20 protein-coding genes and 1 riboswitch are annotated in these 20919 nt (G+C 43.3%); of the genes, 18 read left to right on the forward strand and 2 right to left on the reverse strand.

The features are described from left to right. Positions 1-11 precede the first annotated feature (11 nt). The 12 genes from C1A12_RS16365 to C1A12_RS16420 all read left to right on the forward strand — a co-directional run bounded on the left by C1A12_RS16365 (position 12) and on the right by C1A12_RS16420 (position 9018). On the forward strand, positions 12-974 hold the full coding sequence (locus C1A12_RS16365) for a DUF294 nucleotidyltransferase-like domain-containing protein (RefSeq protein WP_101845532.1): 963 nt from the start codon (positions 12-14) through the stop codon (positions 972-974). After that, positions 971-1693 (forward strand): exonuclease domain-containing protein, encoded by a 723-nt coding sequence (locus tag C1A12_RS16370; RefSeq protein ID WP_101845534.1) that lies wholly within the window; start codon positions 971-973, stop codon positions 1691-1693. The genes C1A12_RS16365 and C1A12_RS16370 overlap by 4 nt, the downstream gene beginning before the upstream one ends. A 264-nt stretch (positions 1694-1957) precedes the next feature. Further along, positions 1958-2494, forward strand: a complete 537-nt coding sequence (locus C1A12_RS16375; RefSeq protein ID WP_101845536.1) for a 3-dehydroquinate synthase II — start codon at positions 1958-1960, stop codon at positions 2492-2494. Between the two features lie 86 nt (positions 2495-2580). After that, a complete protein-coding gene (locus tag C1A12_RS16380; RefSeq protein ID WP_101845538.1) occupies positions 2581-3027 on the forward strand; it encodes a YueI family protein in 447 nt (148 codons plus the stop codon). A 121-nt stretch (positions 3028-3148) separates the two neighbouring features. Continuing rightward, positions 3149-3259, forward strand: a riboswitch (TPP riboswitch). Positions 3260-3429: 170 nt separating this feature from the next. Next, a complete protein-coding gene (locus tag C1A12_RS16385) occupies positions 3430-4041 on the forward strand; it encodes a thiamine phosphate synthase (protein WP_159462215.1) in 612 nt (203 codons plus the stop codon). Next, the gene (thiO, locus tag C1A12_RS16390) at positions 4025-5158 is read left to right on the forward strand and encodes a glycine oxidase ThiO (protein WP_101845542.1); all 1134 of its coding nucleotides are present in this window, start codon (positions 4025-4027) and stop codon (positions 5156-5158) included. The genes C1A12_RS16385 and thiO overlap by 17 nt, the downstream gene beginning before the upstream one ends. After that, positions 5142-5345: a sulfur carrier protein ThiS gene (thiS, locus tag C1A12_RS16395; RefSeq protein WP_101845544.1), complete on the forward strand. Its 204-nt coding sequence runs from the start codon at positions 5142-5144 to the stop codon at positions 5343-5345. The genes thiO and thiS overlap by 17 nt, the downstream gene beginning before the upstream one ends. 2 nt (positions 5346-5347) lie before the next feature. After that, on the forward strand, positions 5348-6112 hold the full coding sequence (locus tag C1A12_RS16400) for a thiazole synthase (RefSeq protein ID WP_101846507.1): 765 nt from the start codon (positions 5348-5350) through the stop codon (positions 6110-6112). Continuing rightward, the gene (locus C1A12_RS16405; protein ID WP_101845546.1) at positions 6112-7128 is read left to right on the forward strand and encodes a ThiF family adenylyltransferase; all 1017 of its coding nucleotides are present in this window, start codon (positions 6112-6114) and stop codon (positions 7126-7128) included. The genes C1A12_RS16400 and C1A12_RS16405 overlap by 1 nt, the downstream gene beginning before the upstream one ends. Before the next feature lie 127 nt (positions 7129-7255). Continuing rightward, a complete protein-coding gene (locus C1A12_RS16410; RefSeq protein ID WP_101845548.1) occupies positions 7256-7705 on the forward strand; it encodes a MarR family winged helix-turn-helix transcriptional regulator in 450 nt (149 codons plus the stop codon). A 5-nt stretch (positions 7706-7710) separates the two neighbouring features. Then, a complete protein-coding gene (locus C1A12_RS16415) occupies positions 7711-8328 on the forward strand; it encodes a class I SAM-dependent methyltransferase (RefSeq protein ID WP_101845549.1) in 618 nt (205 codons plus the stop codon). 66 nt (positions 8329-8394) lie between these two features. Further along, a complete protein-coding gene (locus C1A12_RS16420) occupies positions 8395-9018 on the forward strand; it encodes an SGNH/GDSL hydrolase family protein (RefSeq protein WP_101845551.1) in 624 nt (207 codons plus the stop codon). Between the two features lie 52 nt (positions 9019-9070). Here the strand turns inward: C1A12_RS16420 and C1A12_RS16425 are convergent, their stop codons facing one another. Together C1A12_RS16425 and C1A12_RS16430 are read right to left on the reverse strand one after the other, a co-directional pair. Then, a complete protein-coding gene (locus C1A12_RS16425) occupies positions 9071-9724 on the reverse strand; it encodes a hypothetical protein (protein WP_101845553.1) in 654 nt (217 codons plus the stop codon). 373 nt (positions 9725-10097) lie between these two features. Then, a complete protein-coding gene (locus tag C1A12_RS16430; RefSeq protein WP_159462216.1) occupies positions 10098-11222 on the reverse strand; it encodes a polysaccharide pyruvyl transferase family protein in 1125 nt (374 codons plus the stop codon). Between the two features lie 218 nt (positions 11223-11440). Between C1A12_RS16430 and C1A12_RS16435 the strand changes: the two genes are divergently transcribed. Genes C1A12_RS16435 through C1A12_RS16460 form a run of 6 tightly spaced genes read left to right on the forward strand, consistent with a single transcriptional unit; the run spans position 11441 to position 20915 of the window. Further along, on the forward strand, positions 11441-12409 hold the full coding sequence (locus C1A12_RS16435) for a LacI family DNA-binding transcriptional regulator (RefSeq protein WP_101845556.1): 969 nt from the start codon (positions 11441-11443) through the stop codon (positions 12407-12409). Positions 12410-12447: 38 nt separating this feature from the next. Further along, on the forward strand, positions 12448-14748 hold the full coding sequence (locus C1A12_RS16440) for a beta-galactosidase (RefSeq protein WP_200816608.1): 2301 nt from the start codon (positions 12448-12450) through the stop codon (positions 14746-14748). A 33-nt stretch (positions 14749-14781) separates the two neighbouring features. Beyond that, positions 14782-16158 carry an ABC transporter substrate-binding protein gene (locus C1A12_RS16445; RefSeq protein WP_101845560.1) on the forward strand — a complete coding sequence of 459 codons (1377 nt, stop codon included), beginning with the start codon at positions 14782-14784 and terminating at the stop codon, positions 16156-16158. Between the two features lie 34 nt (positions 16159-16192). Then, positions 16193-19126 (forward strand): extracellular solute-binding protein, encoded by a 2934-nt coding sequence (locus C1A12_RS16450; protein WP_235001640.1) that lies wholly within the window; start codon positions 16193-16195, stop codon positions 19124-19126. After that, positions 19119-20006 (forward strand): carbohydrate ABC transporter permease, encoded by an 888-nt coding sequence (locus tag C1A12_RS16455; protein ID WP_101845562.1) that lies wholly within the window; start codon positions 19119-19121, stop codon positions 20004-20006. Before C1A12_RS16450 ends, C1A12_RS16455 begins: the two co-directional genes overlap by 8 nt. 30 nt (positions 20007-20036) lie before the next feature. Continuing rightward, positions 20037-20915 carry a carbohydrate ABC transporter permease gene (locus C1A12_RS16460; protein ID WP_101845563.1) on the forward strand — a complete coding sequence of 293 codons (879 nt, stop codon included), beginning with the start codon at positions 20037-20039 and terminating at the stop codon, positions 20913-20915. Positions 20916-20919: the final 4 nt, after the last annotated feature.

Below are 20919 nucleotides of genomic sequence, written 5' to 3' on the forward strand. Positions count from 1 at the left end.
AATGGATAGGTATGTTTCAAACTTATGAAGAAATTAGGCAATGGCGGAATGAAACGATGCCCTCCGTTGCAGCTGATCACTTCCAATTGAATGCCTTTCACGATCAGGTAATGAATCATACCGTTCAACTGGCAAAGGAGAAAACAGCAAAAGAGCAGGGGATACCACCTGCTCCTTTTGCGTTTTTTTTAATGGGTAGCGCAGGGCGATATGAGCAATCGGTATGGAGTGATCAGGACCATGGCATTGTCTTTAAGGGAGCAGATCAGAAGTATTTTTTACACCTGGGTGAAGAAATAAGCCGCGGACTGGAGATCACTGGTTATGAGTTATGTGAAGGCAGAGTAATGGCTTCTAATCCGTTATGGTGTCAGTCCATTGACTCGTTTAAAAAGCAAATTACGAAATGGCTTGAGGAAGCAAGCTGGCAGTCGCTTCGTAATTTTTCTATTCTTTTGGACTCCAGGGTTTTAAATGGTAAGGAAGAGTTATTGCTTGAAACAAAGCGATACGCTTTCTCCAGGCTGGAGGAGGAACCTCGTCTATATTCCCGGCTGGTTGAAAATTTCGAGTTTATCAAAAAAGGCATTGGAGTCTTTGGGCAGCTGCTTCCGGATCAACGGCAGGGTTTAAGGGGCGAGATTCATCTTAAGGAAACGGCTTATTTTCCATACGTGAATGCGTTGCGAATCTTGGCCATGAGAAAGGGAGTAAGTGCCGCTTCTACATTGAATCGGTTCATATCGCTTGCCGATACGCTTCCTTTTCTTAAAGATTATGAGCAGGATTTCCTTCAGTTGCTTGAGTTCCGGCTCAGATTTCAAAATGATGCGGACAACTACGGGAAAGTGCACTTACTTTCAATTGAACAGTTATCCAGAAATGAAAAGCAGGAGCTTAAATACTTGATCAAACGAGGCAATCAGCTTTTTGACAAAGTAAGATGCCTCCTTAAAGAAGAAGGTGCCTTATGAATCCATTTTTCCAATTTGTTAAAGATTTGTCTGATCGGCTCGGCAGCGGTTTCTCTTCTTTAAATCAGAACGATCCATCTAAAATTGCTTATATGCGTAACCTGGAACGTGAAATGAAATACAGGGAGGTCCTCGATATTCCGTTTGATGAACTAAATGTTGTCGTATTTGATTTAGAAACGACAGGATTCTATCCGTATAAAGGGGATGAGATCCTTTCGATAGGAGCTGTTAAGGTACAAGGAACAAATATATTAGACGAGGAAACCTTTTATTCCCTGGTATATAGCGATACAGGTCCGTCACAAGAGGTGGAGGAATTAACCGGAATTACCCAGGAAATGCTCAAAGAGGCTGATTCTCTGCGCGATGTGCTTAAGGGTTTTTATTCTTTTATCCGAAGTGATGTGCTTGTAGCACATCACGCCAATCATGAGAAGCAATTCATGAACCACGCCACTTGGCTGGCGTTGAGGAAGAAGTTCCAACACCGGATTGTCGATACAAATTTTTTAACAAAAATTGCTCATCAGGAACTGAGCAGCCTTGATGAATGCTGTGCGCATTACGATATTTCTATTGAGCAGCGTCACCATGCATTGGACGATGCAAAGGCAACAGCTAAGCTGTGGGTAGAATGTATTCGGGAAATCAAATCGCTGAATTTTATGAACCTGCAGGATGTGTATACTTACCTAGCCACGTCCTCCTCACGTTAGACTAAAAATACTAAAATGTGATTTCCCGGGAAATATTACTCGATTTCTCGACAATAACCGCTTTTCTTTAAAAGGAGAGCGGTTTTATTTTTTATACTTTATGAAGGTTTAACTTTGTTAAAGGACTAATGTATAACAAAAACTACGACTTCAGTGATTGGACTAGGCGGTAGGCCGTGTTATCTTAATAGTTCTTAGTGGACACGTATGACACTAAACCATCAAAATATAAACAGAATCGAAATAATAAAGGTGATGAATACAATGAGCAAAGATTATGCAGAAGTAATCAATATAGAAGAAATCGGGGAAGGGATGAGGGTATGCCTCGACTTTATTGATGTGCTGCAGCCTACAGACGGGTTGTATATCGGTAATACAGGACACGGATATCTTAAAGTCCTTGCTGAGAACCGGGAGTCAAGAGATTATCCTGCTCGTCCGTTTCGTATCAATTGCGGCGCTTTTCATCAGTATTTATATCAAGAAAAGAAAACACACTATCTTCACGAACTGTCTCCAGGGGAAAAGCTGGTACTGACAGATGAAGGTTCAGAGCGTGAAATTGCCATTGGCCGAGTAAAGATTGAAAAGCGGCCGTTTGTTAGAGTGGAATGTAGAATTGAAGGTCACATAGTTTCTGCTACTCTGCAAAAATCCTCCAGTGTTTATTTAGTAGAAGAGAATGAAGGGGAGATTTCCATCCTGGATCTTAAAGAAGGACATCATGTTCTAGGGCTTATGGACAAGCCGGGGCGTCATTTAGGTGAGCAGATTGATGAAGTGATTGTGGAAAAATAAGAAAGGGCCTCTTCTTTGATGGTTTTTACTGAATGTGGGAGGATATAAGGTGAATAATAGGAGCAGCACAGAATGAGGTGGATGACATGAAAAAAGCAAACGTTGATGATTACTTGCAGGAAGGAATATACGGAAGCCGTCAGACAAAACCTGCTGAACGAAAGAAATACCTTGGTACTTTACGTGAGCGTGTTGTGCTTGTTTTAACAAAGGGCCAGGTGATGCAGGAAGAAGGGATTGAAGAGTTTGCGGGTCAGATGAAACAGCACAAGGATGCCAGTTTATTACTAAACGGGGAGATCAGCTACCGGTTTCGAAAACCCTACCGGAGCCTGGCGGACGAACACAATATCCATCACACAACGGTCTCCGATCAGGAGACGGATACTGATATCGGAGCGGTGTTGACGGTGGATTATGCGATAGAAAAAGAACAAATACATGTTCAACCGAAAGAAGCACGTAAAGAAGATCATGAGGAAAGCGGCGGAATTAAAGGTTTCCTAAAATCGCTGTTTAAACCTTTGAACTAGTTTTTTACCGTTTTTTGTAATGAGTCCTTAGGCCTAATGGTTAAAAAATTTTAAGTTTTTAATAGACCTGGTTTAATAAATAAGGTAAAGTAGATGATAAATCAATGCCAAAATTTAATAGTAGATTCACTAGGGGTGCCTTTACTTAAGGGCTGAGATCAAAGTGCAACTTTGGGACTCTTTGAACCTGAACTGGCTTTACACCAGCGGAGGAAAGTGACGGACGACTAATAGGATATAGAAGTGATCTATATTCTGTATCGTGTACATTCAAAGACATGCCACTTTCCTTTCTGGAGAGTGGTATTTTTTTATACTTAAAAAATGTTTACCTGTGTTAAAGTGCCGCCATTGGACTTGGCGGTAAGCCAGGTTTTTCTAATGGACAAGGAGGAGGGTATTATGAAGCTTATCGCAGTGACTAACGGCGCTATGAAGGAGGAGGTTCTGAGTGCCGTCATTCAGGAAGTCGTATCGTTCGTAGATGCCGTTATATTACGGGAAAAGCAAAAATCAGCTCAAGCCTACCTGGAGTTTGTCAAAGAACTATTGAATGCAGGAGTATCCAGGGAAAAGCTATGGATCCATGATCGCGCCGATATTGCCTGGCTTACAGGAGTGGATAACCTCCACCTTCCTGAAGCAGGACTTCCGGTAGAGGAGGTGAAAAAGCATTTTCCTTTTATGAAAGTTGGCAAATCTGTTCATTCGCTGAAGTCTGCGCACCAGGCACAGAATCAGGGGGCAGATTACGTAATGTTCGGTCACGTTTTTCCTACAGCCAGCAAGCAGGGATTGAACGCAAGGGGGATTGATCAGCTGAAAGAATTGACCTCTACTCTTCATATTCCAGTCATCGCTATCGGAGGAATTACAAGCGGGAGAATGGGTGATATATCTGCTTCAGGAGCAGAGGGGGCGGCTGTCATGTCTGGAATTTTCAACGCCGCCACCCCGCTTGAGGCAGCTCGGCAGTACCAAAAGGAGGCTGTGACTAATGACTCGGCATTATGAAACAGTAATTATAGGCGGCGGTATTATCGGTCATTCGATTTCCTATTATTTAAATAAAAGCGGTGTTCATACAGCAGTTGTAGAGAAACAGACGAGCGGCAGGAAATCCACACGTGCCGCAGCCGGGATGCTTGGAGTGCATACGGAAAATGAAGGGAGTGGTACCTATCATCAATTTTGCGAGACAAGCCGTTCTTTATACGATGAATTAAACGAGCAATTAAGAGAGCTTACTTCAATTGATATAGGTTTATCCAAATTTGGCATGGTGGAATTGGCTGGCAGTCAGGAGGAGAAGGAAAGGTTACTAGTGAAAAAAACAGCTTTCCCTAATTTGGAATGGGTAGAAAGCCCGACGTTAAGGGAAATGGTCCCGTCTCTTTCCACCAAAGCATTAGGGGGTCTCTATATGAAAAGGGATGGCCATGTTGAGCCCCGAAATGCTTGTGAAGCTTTTAAAAGAGCTGCCTTACGTTATGGAGGAGAATTAGTGGAGGATTGTACAGTGTTAGAGGTGAAAAAGAACCGTGAAATTTTCACTGTATACCTGGATAGTCATTTGCTTACAGCGGATCATGTGGTAATTGCGTCCGGTGCTGAAAGCGGCAGATGGTTTGAAACCACGGGTCTCACCAATCCAATTGTCCCAACAAAAGGGGAATGCTTTTCGATCAAGTTAAGAGAGAACCCCTTTAAAGAGGCGTTGTTTTTCAGTGATTTCTACATCGTCCCTAAGCCTGACGGGCGGTACATTGTCGGAGCGACTTCAAAGGCAGGTGATCAAACCTCCCATACGACGGCAGGGGGGATAGCTGAAATCATGAAAAGGCTGTTTTCCTTTTTTCCAGAGTGGAGGTCGGCGGAATTACACGATTTCTGGTCCGGAGTCCGGCCGGGTACAAAGGATGGTGTCCCTGTGATAGGAGAGCATCCAACAACCTCAGGCCTTTATTTTGCCACGGGCCATTACCGAAATGGGATCTTACTGGCTCCGGCCACCGGGCACCTGGTCGCTAACATGATCACAAAGAAACCAATTGAGCCTTCCGTTCAGAAGTTATTTTCTCCAGGACGCTTAACTAAGAAAGGAGAGGAGATCTATGAATATTCAAATTAACGGCCGTCCGATTGATTTTCCGAAAAATGAAGCCACGATTGCAGAGCTGCTCGAAAGCTACAATATCCAGAAGAAAATTTCGATCGTTGAGCATAACAAGGAAATTGTGAAAAAAACAGACTACGAGTATACGAAGTTGAACGACGGTGATCATCTGGAAATCGTCCACTTCGTAGGAGGAGGATAATGATGTTAAAAATTGGAGAACACAGCTTTCAGTCTCGATTAATGTTAGGAACAGGCAAATACCCGGACTTTGGGAGTCAAAAGGAAGCGGTAAATGTGTCAGGAACGGAGATTCTAACGTTTGCTGTCCGCCGCATGGATATTTTCGATTCAAATGAACCTAATCTGCTGGAGGAGCTTGATTTAGAGAAGTACTCGCTGCTTCCGAATACTGCCGGTGCAAAAACGGCAGAGGAAGCGGTGCGGATCGCCCGACTAGCCAAAGCTTCAGAGCTATGCGACATGATTAAAGTAGAAGTCATTGGCTGTGATAAGACACTTCTTCCTGATCCTTTCGAAACGATGAAGGCCTCAGTCCAGCTTCTTGAAGAAGGATTTACCGTTCTGACGTATACGTCTGATGATGTGGTGCTGGCACGGCGTTTAGAGGAAGAAGGAGTCCATGCAATTATGCCGGGAGCTTCACCGATCGGCTCCGGGCAGGGGATTGTGAACCCGTTAAATCTTAAATTTATTATTGAACAGTCGAACGTCCCGGTGATTGTAGACGCAGGAATTGGATCCCCAAGCGATGCTTCCTGTGCGATGGAAATGGGCGCGGATGGAATTTTGTTAAATACGGCCGTTTCAGGAGCGGAGGATCCGGTGAAAATGGCAAAAGCGATGAAGCTTGCCATCGAGTCAGGCCGCTTAGGTTATGAAGCCGGCCGAATTCCGAAGAAAACATTTGCAGTAAAAAGCAGTCCGGAAAGCGGGATGATTGGCTGATGAGCGAGCGATATTCCCGCCAGGAGCGCTTTGCTCCAATTGGACGGGAGGGACAGGCCCAGCTTAAGCATAAGAACGTATTTATTGTCGGGGCCGGGGCTTTAGGCAGCGCCAATGCCGAAATGTTAGTTCGGGCTGGTGTTGGCAAAATTACGATCATTGACCGTGATTATATCGAATGGAGCAACCTGGGACGCCAGCAGCTTTATATTGAGGAAGATGCCAATTCGTTACGAACGAAAGCATCAGCAGCAGAAGAGCGGCTGCGCGCAATTAACTCGGACATTGAAATTCGCGGCCTAGCCCGGGAATTTGATGCCGAAAATGCAGAGGAGCTCCTGAAAGGCGTTGATTTTCTAATCGATGGCACCGATAATTTTCAAACACGCTTCATCATAAATGATATTACAGCAAAGCTTAAAGTGCCCTGGGTGTACGGTGGGTGCCTGAAAAGTTATGGACTTGTCCTTCCTGTGGTTCCTGGAAAAACCCCTTGCTTACAGTGTTTAATCAATCATATACCGCAGGAAGGAGGCACGTGTGATACTGTTGGAATCATTGGCCCGGCTGTTCAAATGACTGCTGCTTATCAGACCAGCGAATGTTTGAAATACCTGACCGGACATGCCATGTGTGAAGAGCTCATATATGTTGACGTATGGAGCCGTGAGTATTCGTCCATCAACGTTAGTAAGCTTCTCGATCCAGAGTGTCCCTCCTGCTCCCGTGAGCCGGTTTTTCCGTATATGAGAAAGGAAAAAGGCTTGAAGACGGCGATGCTGTGCGGAAGAAACACCGTACAAGTAAGACCAGACCAATTATCAGCACTTTCCTTGTCAGAGTTAAGCAGCCACTTAGCCCCTGTCACAGAAAAAGTGAAAGAAAATGGAGAATTACTTACGTTTCATGTGGAAAATGTTCGATTTGTCGTCTTCAAGGATGGACGAACGTTGATTCATGGAACGGAAGATGTTCAAGAAGCGAAGAAACTGTATCAGCGCTATATTGGAGCTTAACTTTTAATGAAGCTTCTAATTTAAAACAGGAATCCCCGGGTCTGATGGGATTTCTGTTTTTTATTTTTTGATTTTTTTGACAACTTTATTGTCAAAGTTATAAAATTATAGAAGAGGAGGGCTGAATATGGGTGCGGATGGAAGAGAGAAGCAAGCCTTTGATCTGCTCATTGAAGAGACAGGTGCCATGTACCACTGCTTTAAAACAATGGTAGAAGACACACATACAGGGAGCGCACTGAGTACCAATGAGCTGGGAGTTCTTTTGTGCTTATCGAACGGTCCTCTGACCATACCCCAGATTGTCAAAAGGTCTCCCTTTTCCCGGCAGTATGTGCAAAAGGTAGTGCAGCAGTTAAAGGACAAGGCCTTCATTCAGCGACTGGAGAATCCAAAACACAAACGGTCTTTCCTTATCAAGCTTACGGAAGATGGGGAAAACCAAATGAACCAAGTCAGACAAGAAGGCTATCATACTTTAGAACGGATGAGGAATAACGTTAATATTGAACAAGTTTTCGAATTGGCTTACTCATTAAGGAATTTTCGCAAGAACCTGGAAAGAATAAAGGAGTAATATAGATGGGATTGCTAAATAAATTTTCTCAACAATTCAGGCTTCCGTCGGGAGTATTGGGAGAAGCAGCTGGCTATTTGATGGCAGCTACGACAAAAGGAAGAAACCAATGGACCATTTCTCAGTTAGACATAAAGCCGGAAGATATCCTTTTAGAAATTGGTTATGGACCTGGAGTTGGAATAAAGGAGTGCAGTGCCCTAATTGAAAGTGGAAAAATAGAAGGAATTGATATTTCAACCACAATGAAGAAGCAGGCAGAGCGAAAGAATAAGCAGTTTATCAAACAAGGCAAAGTAAAGCTCCTTTCAGGGACAGTAAACGATCTACCGTCAGAAGAGAATACCTATGATAAAATTTTCTCCGTAAATTCCGTTATGTTCTGGGAGGATCAAGCAGAGGCTTTCAATAAGCTGTATACTCTTTTGAACGAAGGCGGGAAAATAGCTGTCACCTATCAGCCGATGTTTAAAGGAGCCAAAGAAAAAGACGCTGTTCATTACGGCGAAGAACTTCAAGGGATTATGAAATCGGCCGGGTTTAGAGATATCAGGACAGAATTAAAGCAATTTAAGCCTGTTGCGGCGATATGTGTGATTGGTTGTAAAGGTAGGGAAGGCTAAGCATAAAAAACAAACGGTGATGTTAATTCTGTTATTCTAGTAACAAAGAAAGGAGACAGTAAATAAATGGTGGCTCACAAAATTGTTATGATTGGCGATAGTATTACAGATTCCAACAGATTGGAAGACCCAGAAGGAATGGGAGGAGGCTACGTACGGTTACTGCGGGATTATTACATAACAGAGGACCCGGAAGCCAGGGTCGAGTTCGTGAATAAAGGGGTGTCGGCGAATCGAATCACTGATCTTGAAGAAAGATGGCAGCGGGACGTGATGGATGAGAAGCCGGAGTGGGTTTCAATATCGATTGGAATTAATGACGTTTGGCGTCAGCTGGACAACCAGGAGATGGACCAGGTGCTCCCGGATCGCTTTCTATCAATCTATCGCAGACTCCTGAACTGGACGAGCGAAGAAACGGGAAGCAATCTTATTCTCATGCAGCCCACGATTATTGAAGAAGAGGTGTTCTCTCGAGGCAATCAAATGTTAAAAAGCTATGTTGAAATTGTCAATCAGCTGGCGGGAGAGTTCGACGCAATTCTAGTACCTGCTCACGAAGCATTTCTTAAACATTTAAAGAAAAATTCAAAATCTAACTTAACGACAGATGGAGTTCATATGACGTCGACCGGGAATATGCTGATGGCGAAGACCTGGATACGGGCAGTTGAGAGGTCGATCATTTAATTCTATTAAATACTCTCTTGTAAATTTATTGTATACGACGCACAAAACTAAGTCATTCCCTAAACCTTTCTTCTTCACTCTCCATAAAAATATTAATTTTAATTTTGCTTTCTGGATTTCCTTTTTGGAATTTGTCATAATCAGTCTTTCCTTGGACCTTATGCGTATTCCCCTGCTGAATCGCTTTGTATCTCCACCACAAGAATTTAAGATAGGTAGGGTGTAACATCCATAATTGCTTAGCTGGTTGGACAAATCTTAGATGATCATCTATGTTAGGTGCTGCTTCTCCTTCTGTTACTCCATTTGAAGTATATTTTTTGCCGAAATAATCCACATACACGAGCAGAAATTCTGCATTTTCATCCCAGTCAGGTCCTTTACTAACGGTGAATTCTATTACTTCCTCAGAATTAATTTCTCTAATTGGTTCGGAGAGGTAATAGTTTATTCTAGTATCCTTCCCTTTTTCTCGTAGTAATAGAAAAGAGTCAATGCACACTCCATTTCCTATATTTTTTACTGTGATTGTAAAAGTGTTCTTCTTCTCCCCGTTTGATATACGATACTTTCTGTTCTGTATCGCAATAATTGGCGCATGACTTGCTCTGTAATTAAGCCTGGATAACATAAAGGTAATGATGGAGACAATTAGGAGTAATAAACTGATGACTTCAGATGTACTTAAAGAAAAATCTAAATTCATCTTAACTAACCTCCTCATTTTTCTATTTATTGAAACACTTCTACAGCGTTTATTAAAACCCTTTAAAAACATATAGTGTGATAAGATTGATCAAATTCAAAGAAGCTGAGACATAAGTCCAGCAATGAACGACAATAAAAATGGAATTATATAAACTCAGCTCATTAGCGTAGTCAAAATGCCTAGACTCCTCTGGGTACAGCACGAGTCCGAGGAAGCTTAGGCCGTCCCCGCGAAAAAGCGAAGTGTTTTGACGGAGCGATGTTAAAAATCTTTTCTTGGCAATAAATAATCCGAACTGATTTCAACAAAATCGTTCGGATTATTTTATGCTTTATTCTTTTTTGTCCTAACCTTTTAATTCAATAAATAATCAAGGAAGTTGTTCGAGTAAAGGACGCATTTTCTCCTTCCAGAGCTGGTCAATCTTTGCGAGCGATTCCACTGTAACTGGATATCCCGATTCCTGCTCTTTTCTAAACATTTGAACCGCTTTACTAATAGGAGGCGTATTCTGCTTTTCCTTTACCATTTCCTCTTTTGTAAATGTAATTTGCTCTTTTGCTTTCTGCCGTGTGGTTTTAGAAGCGGCTGAGTAACCGAGTCCGTTTAATGTTAATAGATATCCCATTCCGCGTCCATCTTCGGCGATCAGTAGGCTTGGTTTTCTATTGCGCAGAAACCATATATGGGCGTGTAAGCGAAAGCCGATATGCACATCGATCGTTTCATAAAAGCTGAGATTCCTGGCTCCTCCTGATAAGTCCATGATCATAAAGTGATTGTGATTCCAATTTGAATTCACGATATTGGAAAATTCACCATAGTATCCATGCACCGTTAAGTAGATCGGACAGGAGTAGGTCTTCTTTAGTTCAAGGGCCAGTTGATAGGTGGCTTCCCAGTGCTGCTGATTATGAGGCAGGGATACAGCGATGCTTTTGATCACTTTAGGCAGCTTTGCCTTTCTGCCGATCTTATTAACATCAAACAATGCACAGTCTCCTGTGGTTCCTTTGCACTGGATGCCGTTGTTTTTCAATAAGATCTCCGTTGTTAGATCTCTACACGAAATCCACCCTTTTGCTGCTGTGCCGGGTTGCCCGAAGTGGTAAAGAAGCTGAGCTTTGTCCTTCTGATCGAGCGTCTGATGTTTTGCCTGCTTAATAATGCCGGGATAGCTTCCCCAGCCTGCACCGATTGCAAATACAGGAATATTGTGATTCCTTGCTTTGTCTAAGAGGAGGGGTCTTTTCAAAGGGAAGATCGTTTGATCCTGCCGTTCTACGCTGGGACGTAATGCGGGAGCCAGGACGGCTTTATATTGATGCATATCGGTTAAGTCAGCTAATTGATTATCCCTGTAGCTGAACACGTCATAAGTAATTTCTTCCCCTTTTAGTTTCTTAAGCATATCGATAAGACTTTTGTTTATTAAATCGTCTCCTGAATTTCTTGAACCTGTTTTTGCATGAGAAGATAGAATTAAGTAAGACATCGACTCCCTCCTGAATTCATAGTACATTGTTATCATTTTATGCGGAGGGTCGCCTCTTAAGAATAAAAGGATCCTCAGAATTATGGTTTACAAACTACATTTTTTAAAATTTCAGAAAAATATATTGTAATCGCTTTCACACTTCGTTATAATTTTATTGAAACGTTTCAACCAGAAAGAAAAATTGGCGCCGTTAAGGTAAGAGAAGAGGAAAAAGCTTGGCTACGTTAAAGGATGTTGCAAAGAAAGCGAATGTGAGTGTGGCGACTGCCTCTTATGTTATGAATGGCAGTGAGCTGATCACGAAACCGACGAAGGACAAAGTGATGCTGGCAGCTAAAGAGCTTGGATACCGACCGAATGGAAATGCAAAGAATTTAAAGAAAAACAAAAGTAATATCATTGGGTTTTTCTTAAGTGGCTTTACAGGTCCGTTCTTCAATGAGCTGCTGGAAGGAATTCAGCGTACGGTGATCAAGAGAGGGTATGAGATGGTAGTATGTGCCTCGGATCATAAGCATCGTCTGCTGCTTGAGCAATATGTGGACGGGGCGATTATTCTTAACTACCACATTGGTGACGAGTTATTAGACAGCCTGGCAAATGATAAGTTTCCGATTGTTGTGCTGGATAGAGAGTTAGAGAATCCGCATATTAATCAAATATTACTGCCAAATAAGCTTGGTATGGAGCAGGCGGTTAACCATCTCGTCGATCAGGGTCATCAGCGTATCGGCTTTATTGCTGGGTCAATTGAATCCTTTGATGGGGAGAGTCGGCTAGAAGGTTTTAAAGAGTCTCTGGCAGAGAAAGGTCTGACGTTATATGATGGTGACTTGATCAGGGCTGACTTTACTGAAATCAGCGGCCTGCTCAGCATGAATAAGTTTCTGGAGGAGAACTCGGACTATCCGACGGCTTTTGTGTCAGCCAACGATGAAATGGCGATGGGAGCAATTAAGGCCATTCAGCAAAAAGGACGAAAGGTGCCCGAAGATATAGCGCTGGTCGGTTTTGATGATATTGATTTAGCTCGTTATGCTCAGCCATCCCTAACAACCATTCGCGTTCAAAAAAAACAATGGGGGCAGACGGCCGCTGAAACCCTTTTTGACATGCTGGAGAATAAAGAGGAGTTTAAAGAGGCGGAAATTCCGATTGAATTTATTCACCGGCACTCAAGCTAAAGAGAGGTGTAATTATCGAAGTAAAAGATGAAAAATTAATGATTAATGGAAAGGAAACGTGTGTATTTGGAGCTGAGCTTCATTACTTTCGGATTCCTAAAGAACAGTGGAGAACACGTATTCAACAGGTGAAGGAAGCCGGGATCAATATGATCAGTACTTATGTTCCATGGACTTTTCATGAATATGAAGAAGGATTCATCGACTTAACGGGCGAGACGCGGGCAGAGCGTGATTTTCAAAGCTTTTTGCAGATCGTTTCTGAAGAAGAGATGTATTGCCTCGTACGTCCTGGACCTTACGTCATGGCTGAAATTAAGGATCACGGAGTCCCGCCCTGGTTGATTGAACGTTATCCTGAAGCTCTGGCAAAGACGGAGAAGGGAGCCAATCATCCAACCCGAGTGGTCAGTTACATGCACCCGACTTTTCTGGAAAAAGCGGAAAACTGGTATCACTCGGTCTGTAGAATCATTGAGCCCTTCCAGATTGAGCACGGTGGTCCGGTGATCATGTTTCAGGTCGATAATGAAGTCGGAATGTTCCACTGGGTGACAAACGAAGGTGATTTTAATGAAGTGACGAAGCAGCAATTTCAGACGTACTTAGAAGAAAATAAGATTGAGATTGATAACCCCTTTAATTACATGAAGGACAATCCAGGAGAGCATGAGGCAGAGATTCTCAAGCATGAATACTATTTATTTATGCGGGAGCATTACCGTGACTATCTGGAACATGTGAAGAAGATGGCCCGGCAAGGGGGGATTTCTATTCCATTTATTATTAATATTCATGGCTTTCATACAATTGACTACTTAAAACGAGGAACGAGATATCCTATTGGAATTGGCCAGCTGATCGAAGCAGCAAAAATGGAGGATACGCTTGTAGCGGGAGACTATTACATCGGCAATATTGATTTTGATAACTATGTCGATATTGTTCTTGCGAATGCATTTACAAAAGCAATCCAGTCTCCGGAACAGCCATTGTTTTCTGCTGAATTCCAGGGCGGATCGGCCTCGGACAAGCCGAGACTGCAGCCGAGTACCTTCGATCTGACAACCCGGCTCTGCTTCGCGAATGGGATGAATGCGGTAAATTATTACATGTTTGCCGGAGGAGAGAATTATGAACAGATCGGTTTAAACGGGAGAAGACATGAATGGCAGGCACCATTATCTTCTTCAGGGGAAAAGAGGCCTCATTTTCACGTGATTCAGCATTTAGGTCACATGTACCGCACGTTTGAAAAACCGCTAATGAATGCGAAGCAGAAGACGCAGACATGCTTTGCTTTTTATCCGGATTACTACAAGACAGAGTATAGTAATCTCTTTTCTTCACCTTTAATTGAAACGTTTCAAAAAGAGCGTGATATGAACATATATAATGGTGTTGCCAAAGGGCTTCGTGTTAATCGAATCGTTTATGATAGTTTAAACATTCAAAATGGCGAACGTATCGATGTAGAAAAAGCACCGACACTGTGGATGTTTTCGATAGACTGGATGGACCCGAATGTTCAGCAAAAGTTGATCGATTATTTGGAGGGCGGAGGTAAGCTTGTTCTTTTTCCAACGATTCCAACAAAGGATTTGCTTGGCAGAGAATGTACCCTGCTAAAGGACTACATCGGCGTTAGCAGTAGGGGAAGAAAAGATGGGTTCGCGAAGGTAGGCAAGATTGACAGTGTCCAAACGAAATATATGGAAAGGTTTGAAGTGGAGGAAGGAGCGTTTGCCTGGTCAGAGGATGAATTACAAGAAGTCGCTGCGTTTGAGAAAAAACTGGGCCGGGGGAAGGTGGTTGTCTTTGGTATTGGCATGGAGCTGGATTTCGATTATAAATACGAGGTAATCCGGGAGCTTGCTGAAAGAACAGGCGTGGTGAGTGAATTTGCTGTTGAGCAGGAATTAGACGTTTCAGTTCGGGAGATTTCCGAGCAAAGCTATTTTGTTTTTCTTCACAATCTGGATGAATATGAAAAAGAAACCGCCATTCAACGGAATAACGAGTTTCTATTCGGAGGAAATGCTGTGAGTGTCCCGGGCAGAAGCGGCCTTATGCTTCCGGTGAACATACAGCTTACTGATGAAGTAAAGATCGCTTATGCCACGGCAGAAGTATTTGATTTAACAGAATCGCCTGAAGCTTTGGAGGTAAAAGTGAAATTAAAACAGGCAGAAGACTGGATTGTTTTTGAAACGTTTAAATGGAGACCTGTAGAAACAACCGGGGTAAAAGTGAGCGAGGAAAAGGATGGGCGTTTTAAGGTTCATTTGCTTCCTACTTTAGAAAAAGAAGTGACAATTGAGTTTGTGAAATCAAGCTGATGGTTTACTAAAAAAATAGAAGAGGTGGATGAAATGAAAAAATGGTTTTCTATTGTGGCGTTGTTTACTATCTTTACCATTCTGGCTGCGTGCTCTGACGATTCTTCATCAGATGGAGAAGGCGATTCAGGCGGTAGTGAAGACGGCGACAAAGTAACAATCAGCATTGCCAGCTGGGCTTTTGGATCTGAAGGGGAAACGAACCTCAACCGTTTGATGGTGGATGCATTTATGGAGGAGAACCCAGATATCAATGTGGAGATTGACGAATCAATCAGTGATCCCTGGGAAGAATCTCTAGCTTCTGCTGCGAGTGCCGGGGAGATGCCGGATGTTTTTTCTGTCTCTCATGTGCCCACGGGGATGGCAAATGACTGGATGATGGAGGTCAGTGAATTTGTTGGCGAAGACGAAGAGTATGAAATGCTGCCTGATGCTGTAAAAGAAGCGGTTACTTACGACGACAGCATTTATGCTGTTCCTTCTTCACAGAATATTCTTGGATACTTCGTCAATCAAGACTTATATGAAGAGGCAAACCTGGATGTACCCTCAATAGGTATGAGCATTGATGAATTTGAAACCGCTGTCAGTGATATTACCAATGTTAATCAAGGCGTAATAGGGCTGAATGAAGCCAACGCGATTCCTGAATGGTATCCGGCTGCTGCTAGTGAAGATTTGGGCTGGTATACGTTTAACGACGGTTTTCACTTAGATAGTAATGAATTTATCGCCGGTGTTGATCTTGCCAATAACATCAACACAAACGGATATGCTTATGCGACGCTGTCAGAAGATGAAATGGCTAACTTCAACGGTGAAGACGCCAATGAAGTATGGATGAACAGTGAAATTGGCATGAGATGGGATGGGACATGGGCGATCGAAGCCTACGAGCAAAATGCGGACTTTGAATGGGATTTTGTCGGTATCCCTGGAGACAGAACCGTAATTACACACGATTTCTATGGGATCTCAAGCTCTACTGAGCATCCTGAAGAAGCATATAAGCTAGCGAAATGGATGGGCTTCGGTAAGGAAGGGTACATGAAACGCATGGAACTTGCTGATGAGGAAGAAGAAGTAGGCTTATCTGGTGTACCGCTGATTACGGATGAAGAAGTACTAGACGAATACTTTGAAAGAGTAGACGTGCCGGGTCTAGAAGAAGCTTACGACAATATTGAGAATGCTGTAATCGAGCCGTTTAAGACTACTCCGGGCTATGGACAAGCTCGCTGGGAAGCCCCGACCGGCGTAGAGGTGGGCGATGAATCCAACGCGACCATGGGTGCATTAATTGATGCCAGCGTCTCAGGTCAGGTAAATATTGAGGACTACGCAAGTCAAATTAATGATTTAGCGAATCAGAAATATGAAGAAGAGCTAGAGACGATCGGTGAATAAAACGTTTATGGAAATAAGTTGAGGAGGTAACATCATGAAGTCTAAAGTGCTTATATGGTCGCTGTTGATCTTGTTTTTCATCCCTCATATGCTCGTACATGCAAATGAAGGAGACGAAATGAATGCTGAAGAGCAGATCGAAGAGCAGAGTTATCACCTCGAACTCAACGAATGGAAGGAACAAGGTCTGGACAGCCCTGCTGATTTCAAGCAGGCTGTCTCCCCTTCTTCATTTACGAATATAGATGAAGGTGAGTGGCTGTCTTCATCGGAAAGCCAGGGTTATGGGGATCGCGTTTTCTATTGGCGTAATCAAGAGTCATTAACGGTTGAAGTCGAGGTTGAAGAAGAAGGTTTATACGAGATAGGGTTTGATTATTTGCCACAAGGTGACTTGATCATGCCAATAGAGGGTGCAATCCAGGTTAACGGAGAGTATCCGTTTGCAGAAAGCCGGCAAATTGAGTTCCCGAGTAAATGGAAGAATGAAACGGAGGATTTTGAAATTGATCGATTAGGGAATGACATCATTCCTGACCAGCAGCCTATCGAAGAATGGTCACATGTTAAAGCGGAAGATTCTACATATATGTACAAGCGGCCGCTTCAGTTTCATTTAGAAGAGGGTCAAAATACAATTACCCTGACGAACTTACGGGGAGAAATGCTCGTAGGGAATGTTCACATTACTTCTCAAACCTCAATACCTGAGTATGAGGATTACGTGGATGACTACCCTGATGCTGAAGAACAGGAAGACCTGCTCACCATTGAAGCAGAGCATCCTTCAGAGAAGAACAGTTCCTACATTCGACCTGAATCAACAGAGGACCCATCCGTTCATCCCTATGACAGTGAGCACCTTATGTTGAATTCATTAGGGGGAGATTCGTGGAGTGAACCGGGTCAAACGGTCAGCTGGGAGGTTGAAGCAGAAGAGGCAGGGTTTTACCAGCTGTCTTTTAAGACGCAACAGGATAACGAATCCCGTTCCCCTGTATACCGAAAATTACTCATTAATGATCAAGTGCCTTTTAAGGAAGTAGAGTCGTATCAATTTCCCTACAATAAAGAATGGACGAATGAGACTGTAGGCAGCGAGGAAGGAGAACCTTTTCTCTTTTATTTGGAGGAAGGGACGAATAAAGTCAGCCTGAAAGCCGATCCGTCTCCTCACGCTGATGTGTTATTTACGATCGATGAGGTAATGCAGGAAATTGACGAACTGTCGCTTTCCATTCGTAAGCTTGTAGGGAATCAACAGGGTTCTCGTGACTGGGACATTGAGGAATATATCCCTGATATTGAGGAGCAGCTGCTGGGCTGGGCAGACAGGCTGAACGAAAAAGTAGAGTACCTGCAAACTTTAAACGATGGGGAAGAGTCTACTGAAGTCGCATCGTTAAAAATCGCAATTGACAAACTAGAGAACTTAGCAGACAACCCGGATGAAATTCCTAACCGTTTGAACCAATTGTCCACTGGATCCAATTCATCAGCGCAGCTACTGGGGGATATCTCTATGGACCTCTCCGCCCAGCCGCTGCTGCTCGACCGATTTTATGTTCATGGCGGTGATGAGAATCCACCAGGAGCAGAGGCTGATTTTTTTACAAAAACCAAGGATTCTATCTCTGGATTCTTCCAATCCTTTACTGACGATAACCTGGCAACTTCCGATGTTGAGGATGACACGATCGAAGTATGGGTGAACCGACCGAGACAATACGTAGAGCAGCTGCAAAATATGACGGATCAAAATTTCACCCCGGAAACAGGGATTAAGGTGAAGTATTCATTAATGCCGGATGAGCAGAAGCTTGTGCTGGCAAGCGCGGCCGACACGCAGCCGGACTTAGCATTTGGGATAAGCAACTGGGTTCCTTATGAGCTTGCGATTCGAGGATCTGCCGTTGATTTAAGGGAATTTGATGATTTCGGCGAAACAGGAGAGCAGTTCTCACCTGGTGCGTTTCTGCCTTTAACCATTGATGATAGCGTCTATGCTCTGCCTGAGACTCAGGATTTCTTTGTTCAATTTTATCGAAAGGACATTGTGGAAGAGCTGGATATTCCCGTCCCTGACACATGGGATGAGGTGACTGACATTCTGCCTGAATTGCAGCGCTATGGGATGAACTATTATACGCCGTTAGCGGAAGAGTCTGCGTTCAAGCCGTTTCAGACGACTTCCCCGTTTATTTATCAATTTGGCGGAGGGCTATACGAGGATGATGGCACTGGAACAACGATAGATGAAGAAGAGGCTCTCGAAGGCATTCAGTTCATGGCTGACTTAAGTACAGTTTACAGTATGCCGCTTCAAGTCCCTAGATTTTATAACCATTTCAGGTATTCAACGCTGCCGATAGGTGTCGCACCATTTGGTACGTATGTTGAGCTTACAACGGCTGCTCCTGAAATTTCCGGGTGGTGGGATATTACCCCGCAGCCTGGAGTGGAACAGGAGGACGGCACTGTGGAACGCTGGGCTCCTGGATCGGGGCAGGCTTCGATGATGTTTGATAAAAGCGGAAAGAAGGAGGACTCCTGGGAGTTATTGAAATGGTGGATGTCATCTGAGACACAGACAGAATTTGCTGCCACCTTACAGACGTTATACGGCCCTGAATACATGTGGAATACAGCTAACTTGGATTCCTTTGAACAATTGCCCTTGCCAGAAGAACATAAAGAAGTAATTCTTGAGCAGTGGGAGTATATGAAGGAAGTACCGAAGACGCCATATTCTTACATGGTGGAGCGTGAGATTAGTAATGTATGGAACAAAGTGGTATTTGATGGAGAAAATGCCCGCGCATCTGTTGATGACAGTGTGATTCTAATTAATCGTGAAATGCGGAGAAAGCTGGAAGAATTCGATTATATGGAAGACGGAGAACTCGTGAAGCCTTATGAAATTCCAACGATCGAAAAGATAGAAAGGTGGATGGAGACTGATGAATAACAGAGAACATTTAAGTACATCTGTGTTTCTAGCGCCCTATTTAATCTTGTTTTCGATGTTCATCATCATTCCGGTGGTGGTTGCCGTCGGATTATCCTTTACGTACTTCAATACAATCGAATTCCCCTCCTTCATTGGACTTTCGAACTATGTGAATATCATTACGCAGGATAATACCTTTATGCAGTTTGTGCTGCCTAATACCTTAATTTTCTCACTGATTGTAGGTCCCGGCGGCTATATAATGGCCTTCTTATTAGCCTGGATGCTGGCGCAAATATCGAAGGGGCCCCGCACCATTCTCGCTTTAATTCTTTTCTCACCGTCGATGACAGCGGGAGTAGCGATGGGGGTCGTATGGAAAATCATTTTCAGCGGAGACCAGACAGGCTATTTAAATAATCTTTTAATATCGATGGGTTTTATTACCGAACCCATTCAGTTCCTTCAATCCCCTGAATACTTAATGATCATTATGATTCTCGTAACCTTATGGGGCAGTATGGGCGTTGGGTTTCTCGCGATGTTGTCAGGGGTGCTGAATATTGATAAGGAAATCTATGAAGCGGCTTATATTGACGGAATTAGAAACCGCTTCCAGGAAATCATCTACATCACGATTCCTTCGATGAAGCCGCAAATGCTCTTTGGAGCGGTGATGGCTGTTGTGACGACATTCCAGGCGGGGTCAATCGGGGTTGAGCTATCAGGACAAAACCCGACACCGCAAAATGCTGGGCAGTTAATTGTAAACCACTTAGAAGATTTCGGGTTCATCCGCTATGAAATGGGGTATGCGGCTGCCTTGTCTGTGTTACTGCTCTTATTTATTTACGGATTCTCGCGGGTTGCTATGAAGCTGTTCGCCGAAAAAGATTAATAGATTACTAACTTACCAGGGGGTGTGAACATGGCATCTTTTCATGGCACAAAAATTAATCCAGATAAGTTCCATAAAAGTCAATTGAAGTTCTACTGCGTGTTGATCCCAATGGCGCTGTTAATGATGATTCCAATTGTCTATATTTTCTCGCATGCGTTTAAGCCAATTGATGAGTTGTTTGCTTATCCGCCAAGATTCTTCGTGCAGAAGCCGACGCTTGAAAACTTTACCGACTTAGCCTCTAACACAAATGCCACGGGTGTTCCGATGACGAGGTATCTATTCAACAGTGTCGTCGTTACTGTAATCGTTGTTTTCTTAACGGTCCTGATCAGTACTATGGCTGGATATGTTTTTTCCAAGAAACAATTCAAGTTTAAGAAAACGATTTTTGAAATCAATACACTGGCATTAATGTTTGTTCCTGCCGCTGTAGTGATTCCGCGTTATCTGCTAATAGATGAAGTAGGGCTGCTCGATACATTTTTCGCTCATATCCTTCCTCTTTTAGCAATGCCGGTCGGGTTGTTTTTAGTCAAACAGTTTATTGATCAAATCCCGGATGAATTGATTGAAGCGGCAAAGATTGATGGAGCCAATGATTTTCAAATATTTCTCAAGGTCATCATTCCTTTAGTAAAACCAGCCATTGCCACGATTTCCATTCTGGCGTTCCAGGCTGTATGGAATAACGCAGAGACCTCTACGTTGTTTGTGGATGATGAAAACTTAAAGACGTTTGCCTTTTTCATGTCTACGTTAGCGGCCGATACGGAAGGGAACACGGTTGCTGGTCAAGGGATGGCAGCAGCAGCGTCGTTGATCATGTTTGTACCTAACTTGATCATTTTCATCTTTATGCAGAGTAAAGTCATGAACACGATGGCACATTCGGGTATTAAGTAACGAT

It is taken from the genome of Halobacillus sp. Marseille-P3879, assembly GCF_900240285.1.
Lineage (GTDB): Bacteria > Bacillota > Bacilli > Bacillales > Halobacillaceae > Halobacillus_A.

What these genes read in the sequence shown, in the direction of transcription:
- C1A12_RS16445 (WP_101845560.1), top strand. Translation starts at nt 14,782, where the DNA reads ATGAAAAAATGGTTTTCTATTGTGGCGTTGTTTACTATCTTTACCATT.
- C1A12_RS16425 (WP_101845553.1), bottom strand. Translation starts at nt 9,724, where the DNA reads ATGAATTTAGATTTTTCTTTAAGTACATCTGAAGTCATCAGTTTATTA.
- C1A12_RS16460 (WP_101845563.1), top strand. Translation starts at nt 20,037, where the DNA reads ATGGCATCTTTTCATGGCACAAAAATTAATCCAGATAAGTTCCATAAA.
- C1A12_RS16410 (WP_101845548.1), top strand. Translation starts at nt 7,256, where the DNA reads ATGGGTGCGGATGGAAGAGAGAAGCAAGCCTTTGATCTGCTCATTGAA.
- C1A12_RS16420 (WP_101845551.1), top strand. Translation starts at nt 8,395, where the DNA reads ATGGTGGCTCACAAAATTGTTATGATTGGCGATAGTATTACAGATTCC.
- C1A12_RS16380 (WP_101845538.1), top strand. Translation starts at nt 2,581, where the DNA reads ATGAAAAAAGCAAACGTTGATGATTACTTGCAGGAAGGAATATACGGA.
- C1A12_RS16440 (WP_200816608.1), top strand. Translation starts at nt 12,448, where the DNA reads ATGATTAATGGAAAGGAAACGTGTGTATTTGGAGCTGAGCTTCATTAC.
- C1A12_RS16415 (WP_101845549.1), top strand. Translation starts at nt 7,711, where the DNA reads ATGGGATTGCTAAATAAATTTTCTCAACAATTCAGGCTTCCGTCGGGA.
- C1A12_RS16450 (WP_235001640.1), top strand. Translation starts at nt 16,193, where the DNA reads ATGAAGTCTAAAGTGCTTATATGGTCGCTGTTGATCTTGTTTTTCATC.
- C1A12_RS16455 (WP_101845562.1), top strand. Translation starts at nt 19,119, where the DNA reads ATGAATAACAGAGAACATTTAAGTACATCTGTGTTTCTAGCGCCCTAT.
- C1A12_RS16400 (WP_101846507.1), top strand. Translation starts at nt 5,348, where the DNA reads ATGTTAAAAATTGGAGAACACAGCTTTCAGTCTCGATTAATGTTAGGA.
- C1A12_RS16375 (WP_101845536.1), top strand. Translation starts at nt 1,958, where the DNA reads ATGAGCAAAGATTATGCAGAAGTAATCAATATAGAAGAAATCGGGGAA.
- C1A12_RS16365 (WP_101845532.1), top strand. Translation starts at nt 12, where the DNA reads ATGTTTCAAACTTATGAAGAAATTAGGCAATGGCGGAATGAAACGATG.
- thiO (WP_101845542.1), top strand. Translation starts at nt 4,025, where the DNA reads ATGACTCGGCATTATGAAACAGTAATTATAGGCGGCGGTATTATCGGT.
- C1A12_RS16430 (WP_159462216.1), bottom strand. Translation starts at nt 11,222, where the DNA reads ATGTCTTACTTAATTCTATCTTCTCATGCAAAAACAGGTTCAAGAAAT.
- C1A12_RS16405 (WP_101845546.1), top strand. Translation starts at nt 6,112, where the DNA reads ATGAGCGAGCGATATTCCCGCCAGGAGCGCTTTGCTCCAATTGGACGG.
- thiS (WP_101845544.1), top strand. Translation starts at nt 5,142, where the DNA reads ATGAATATTCAAATTAACGGCCGTCCGATTGATTTTCCGAAAAATGAA.
- C1A12_RS16370 (WP_101845534.1), top strand. Translation starts at nt 971, where the DNA reads ATGAATCCATTTTTCCAATTTGTTAAAGATTTGTCTGATCGGCTCGGC.
- C1A12_RS16385 (WP_159462215.1), top strand. Translation starts at nt 3,430, where the DNA reads ATGAAGCTTATCGCAGTGACTAACGGCGCTATGAAGGAGGAGGTTCTG.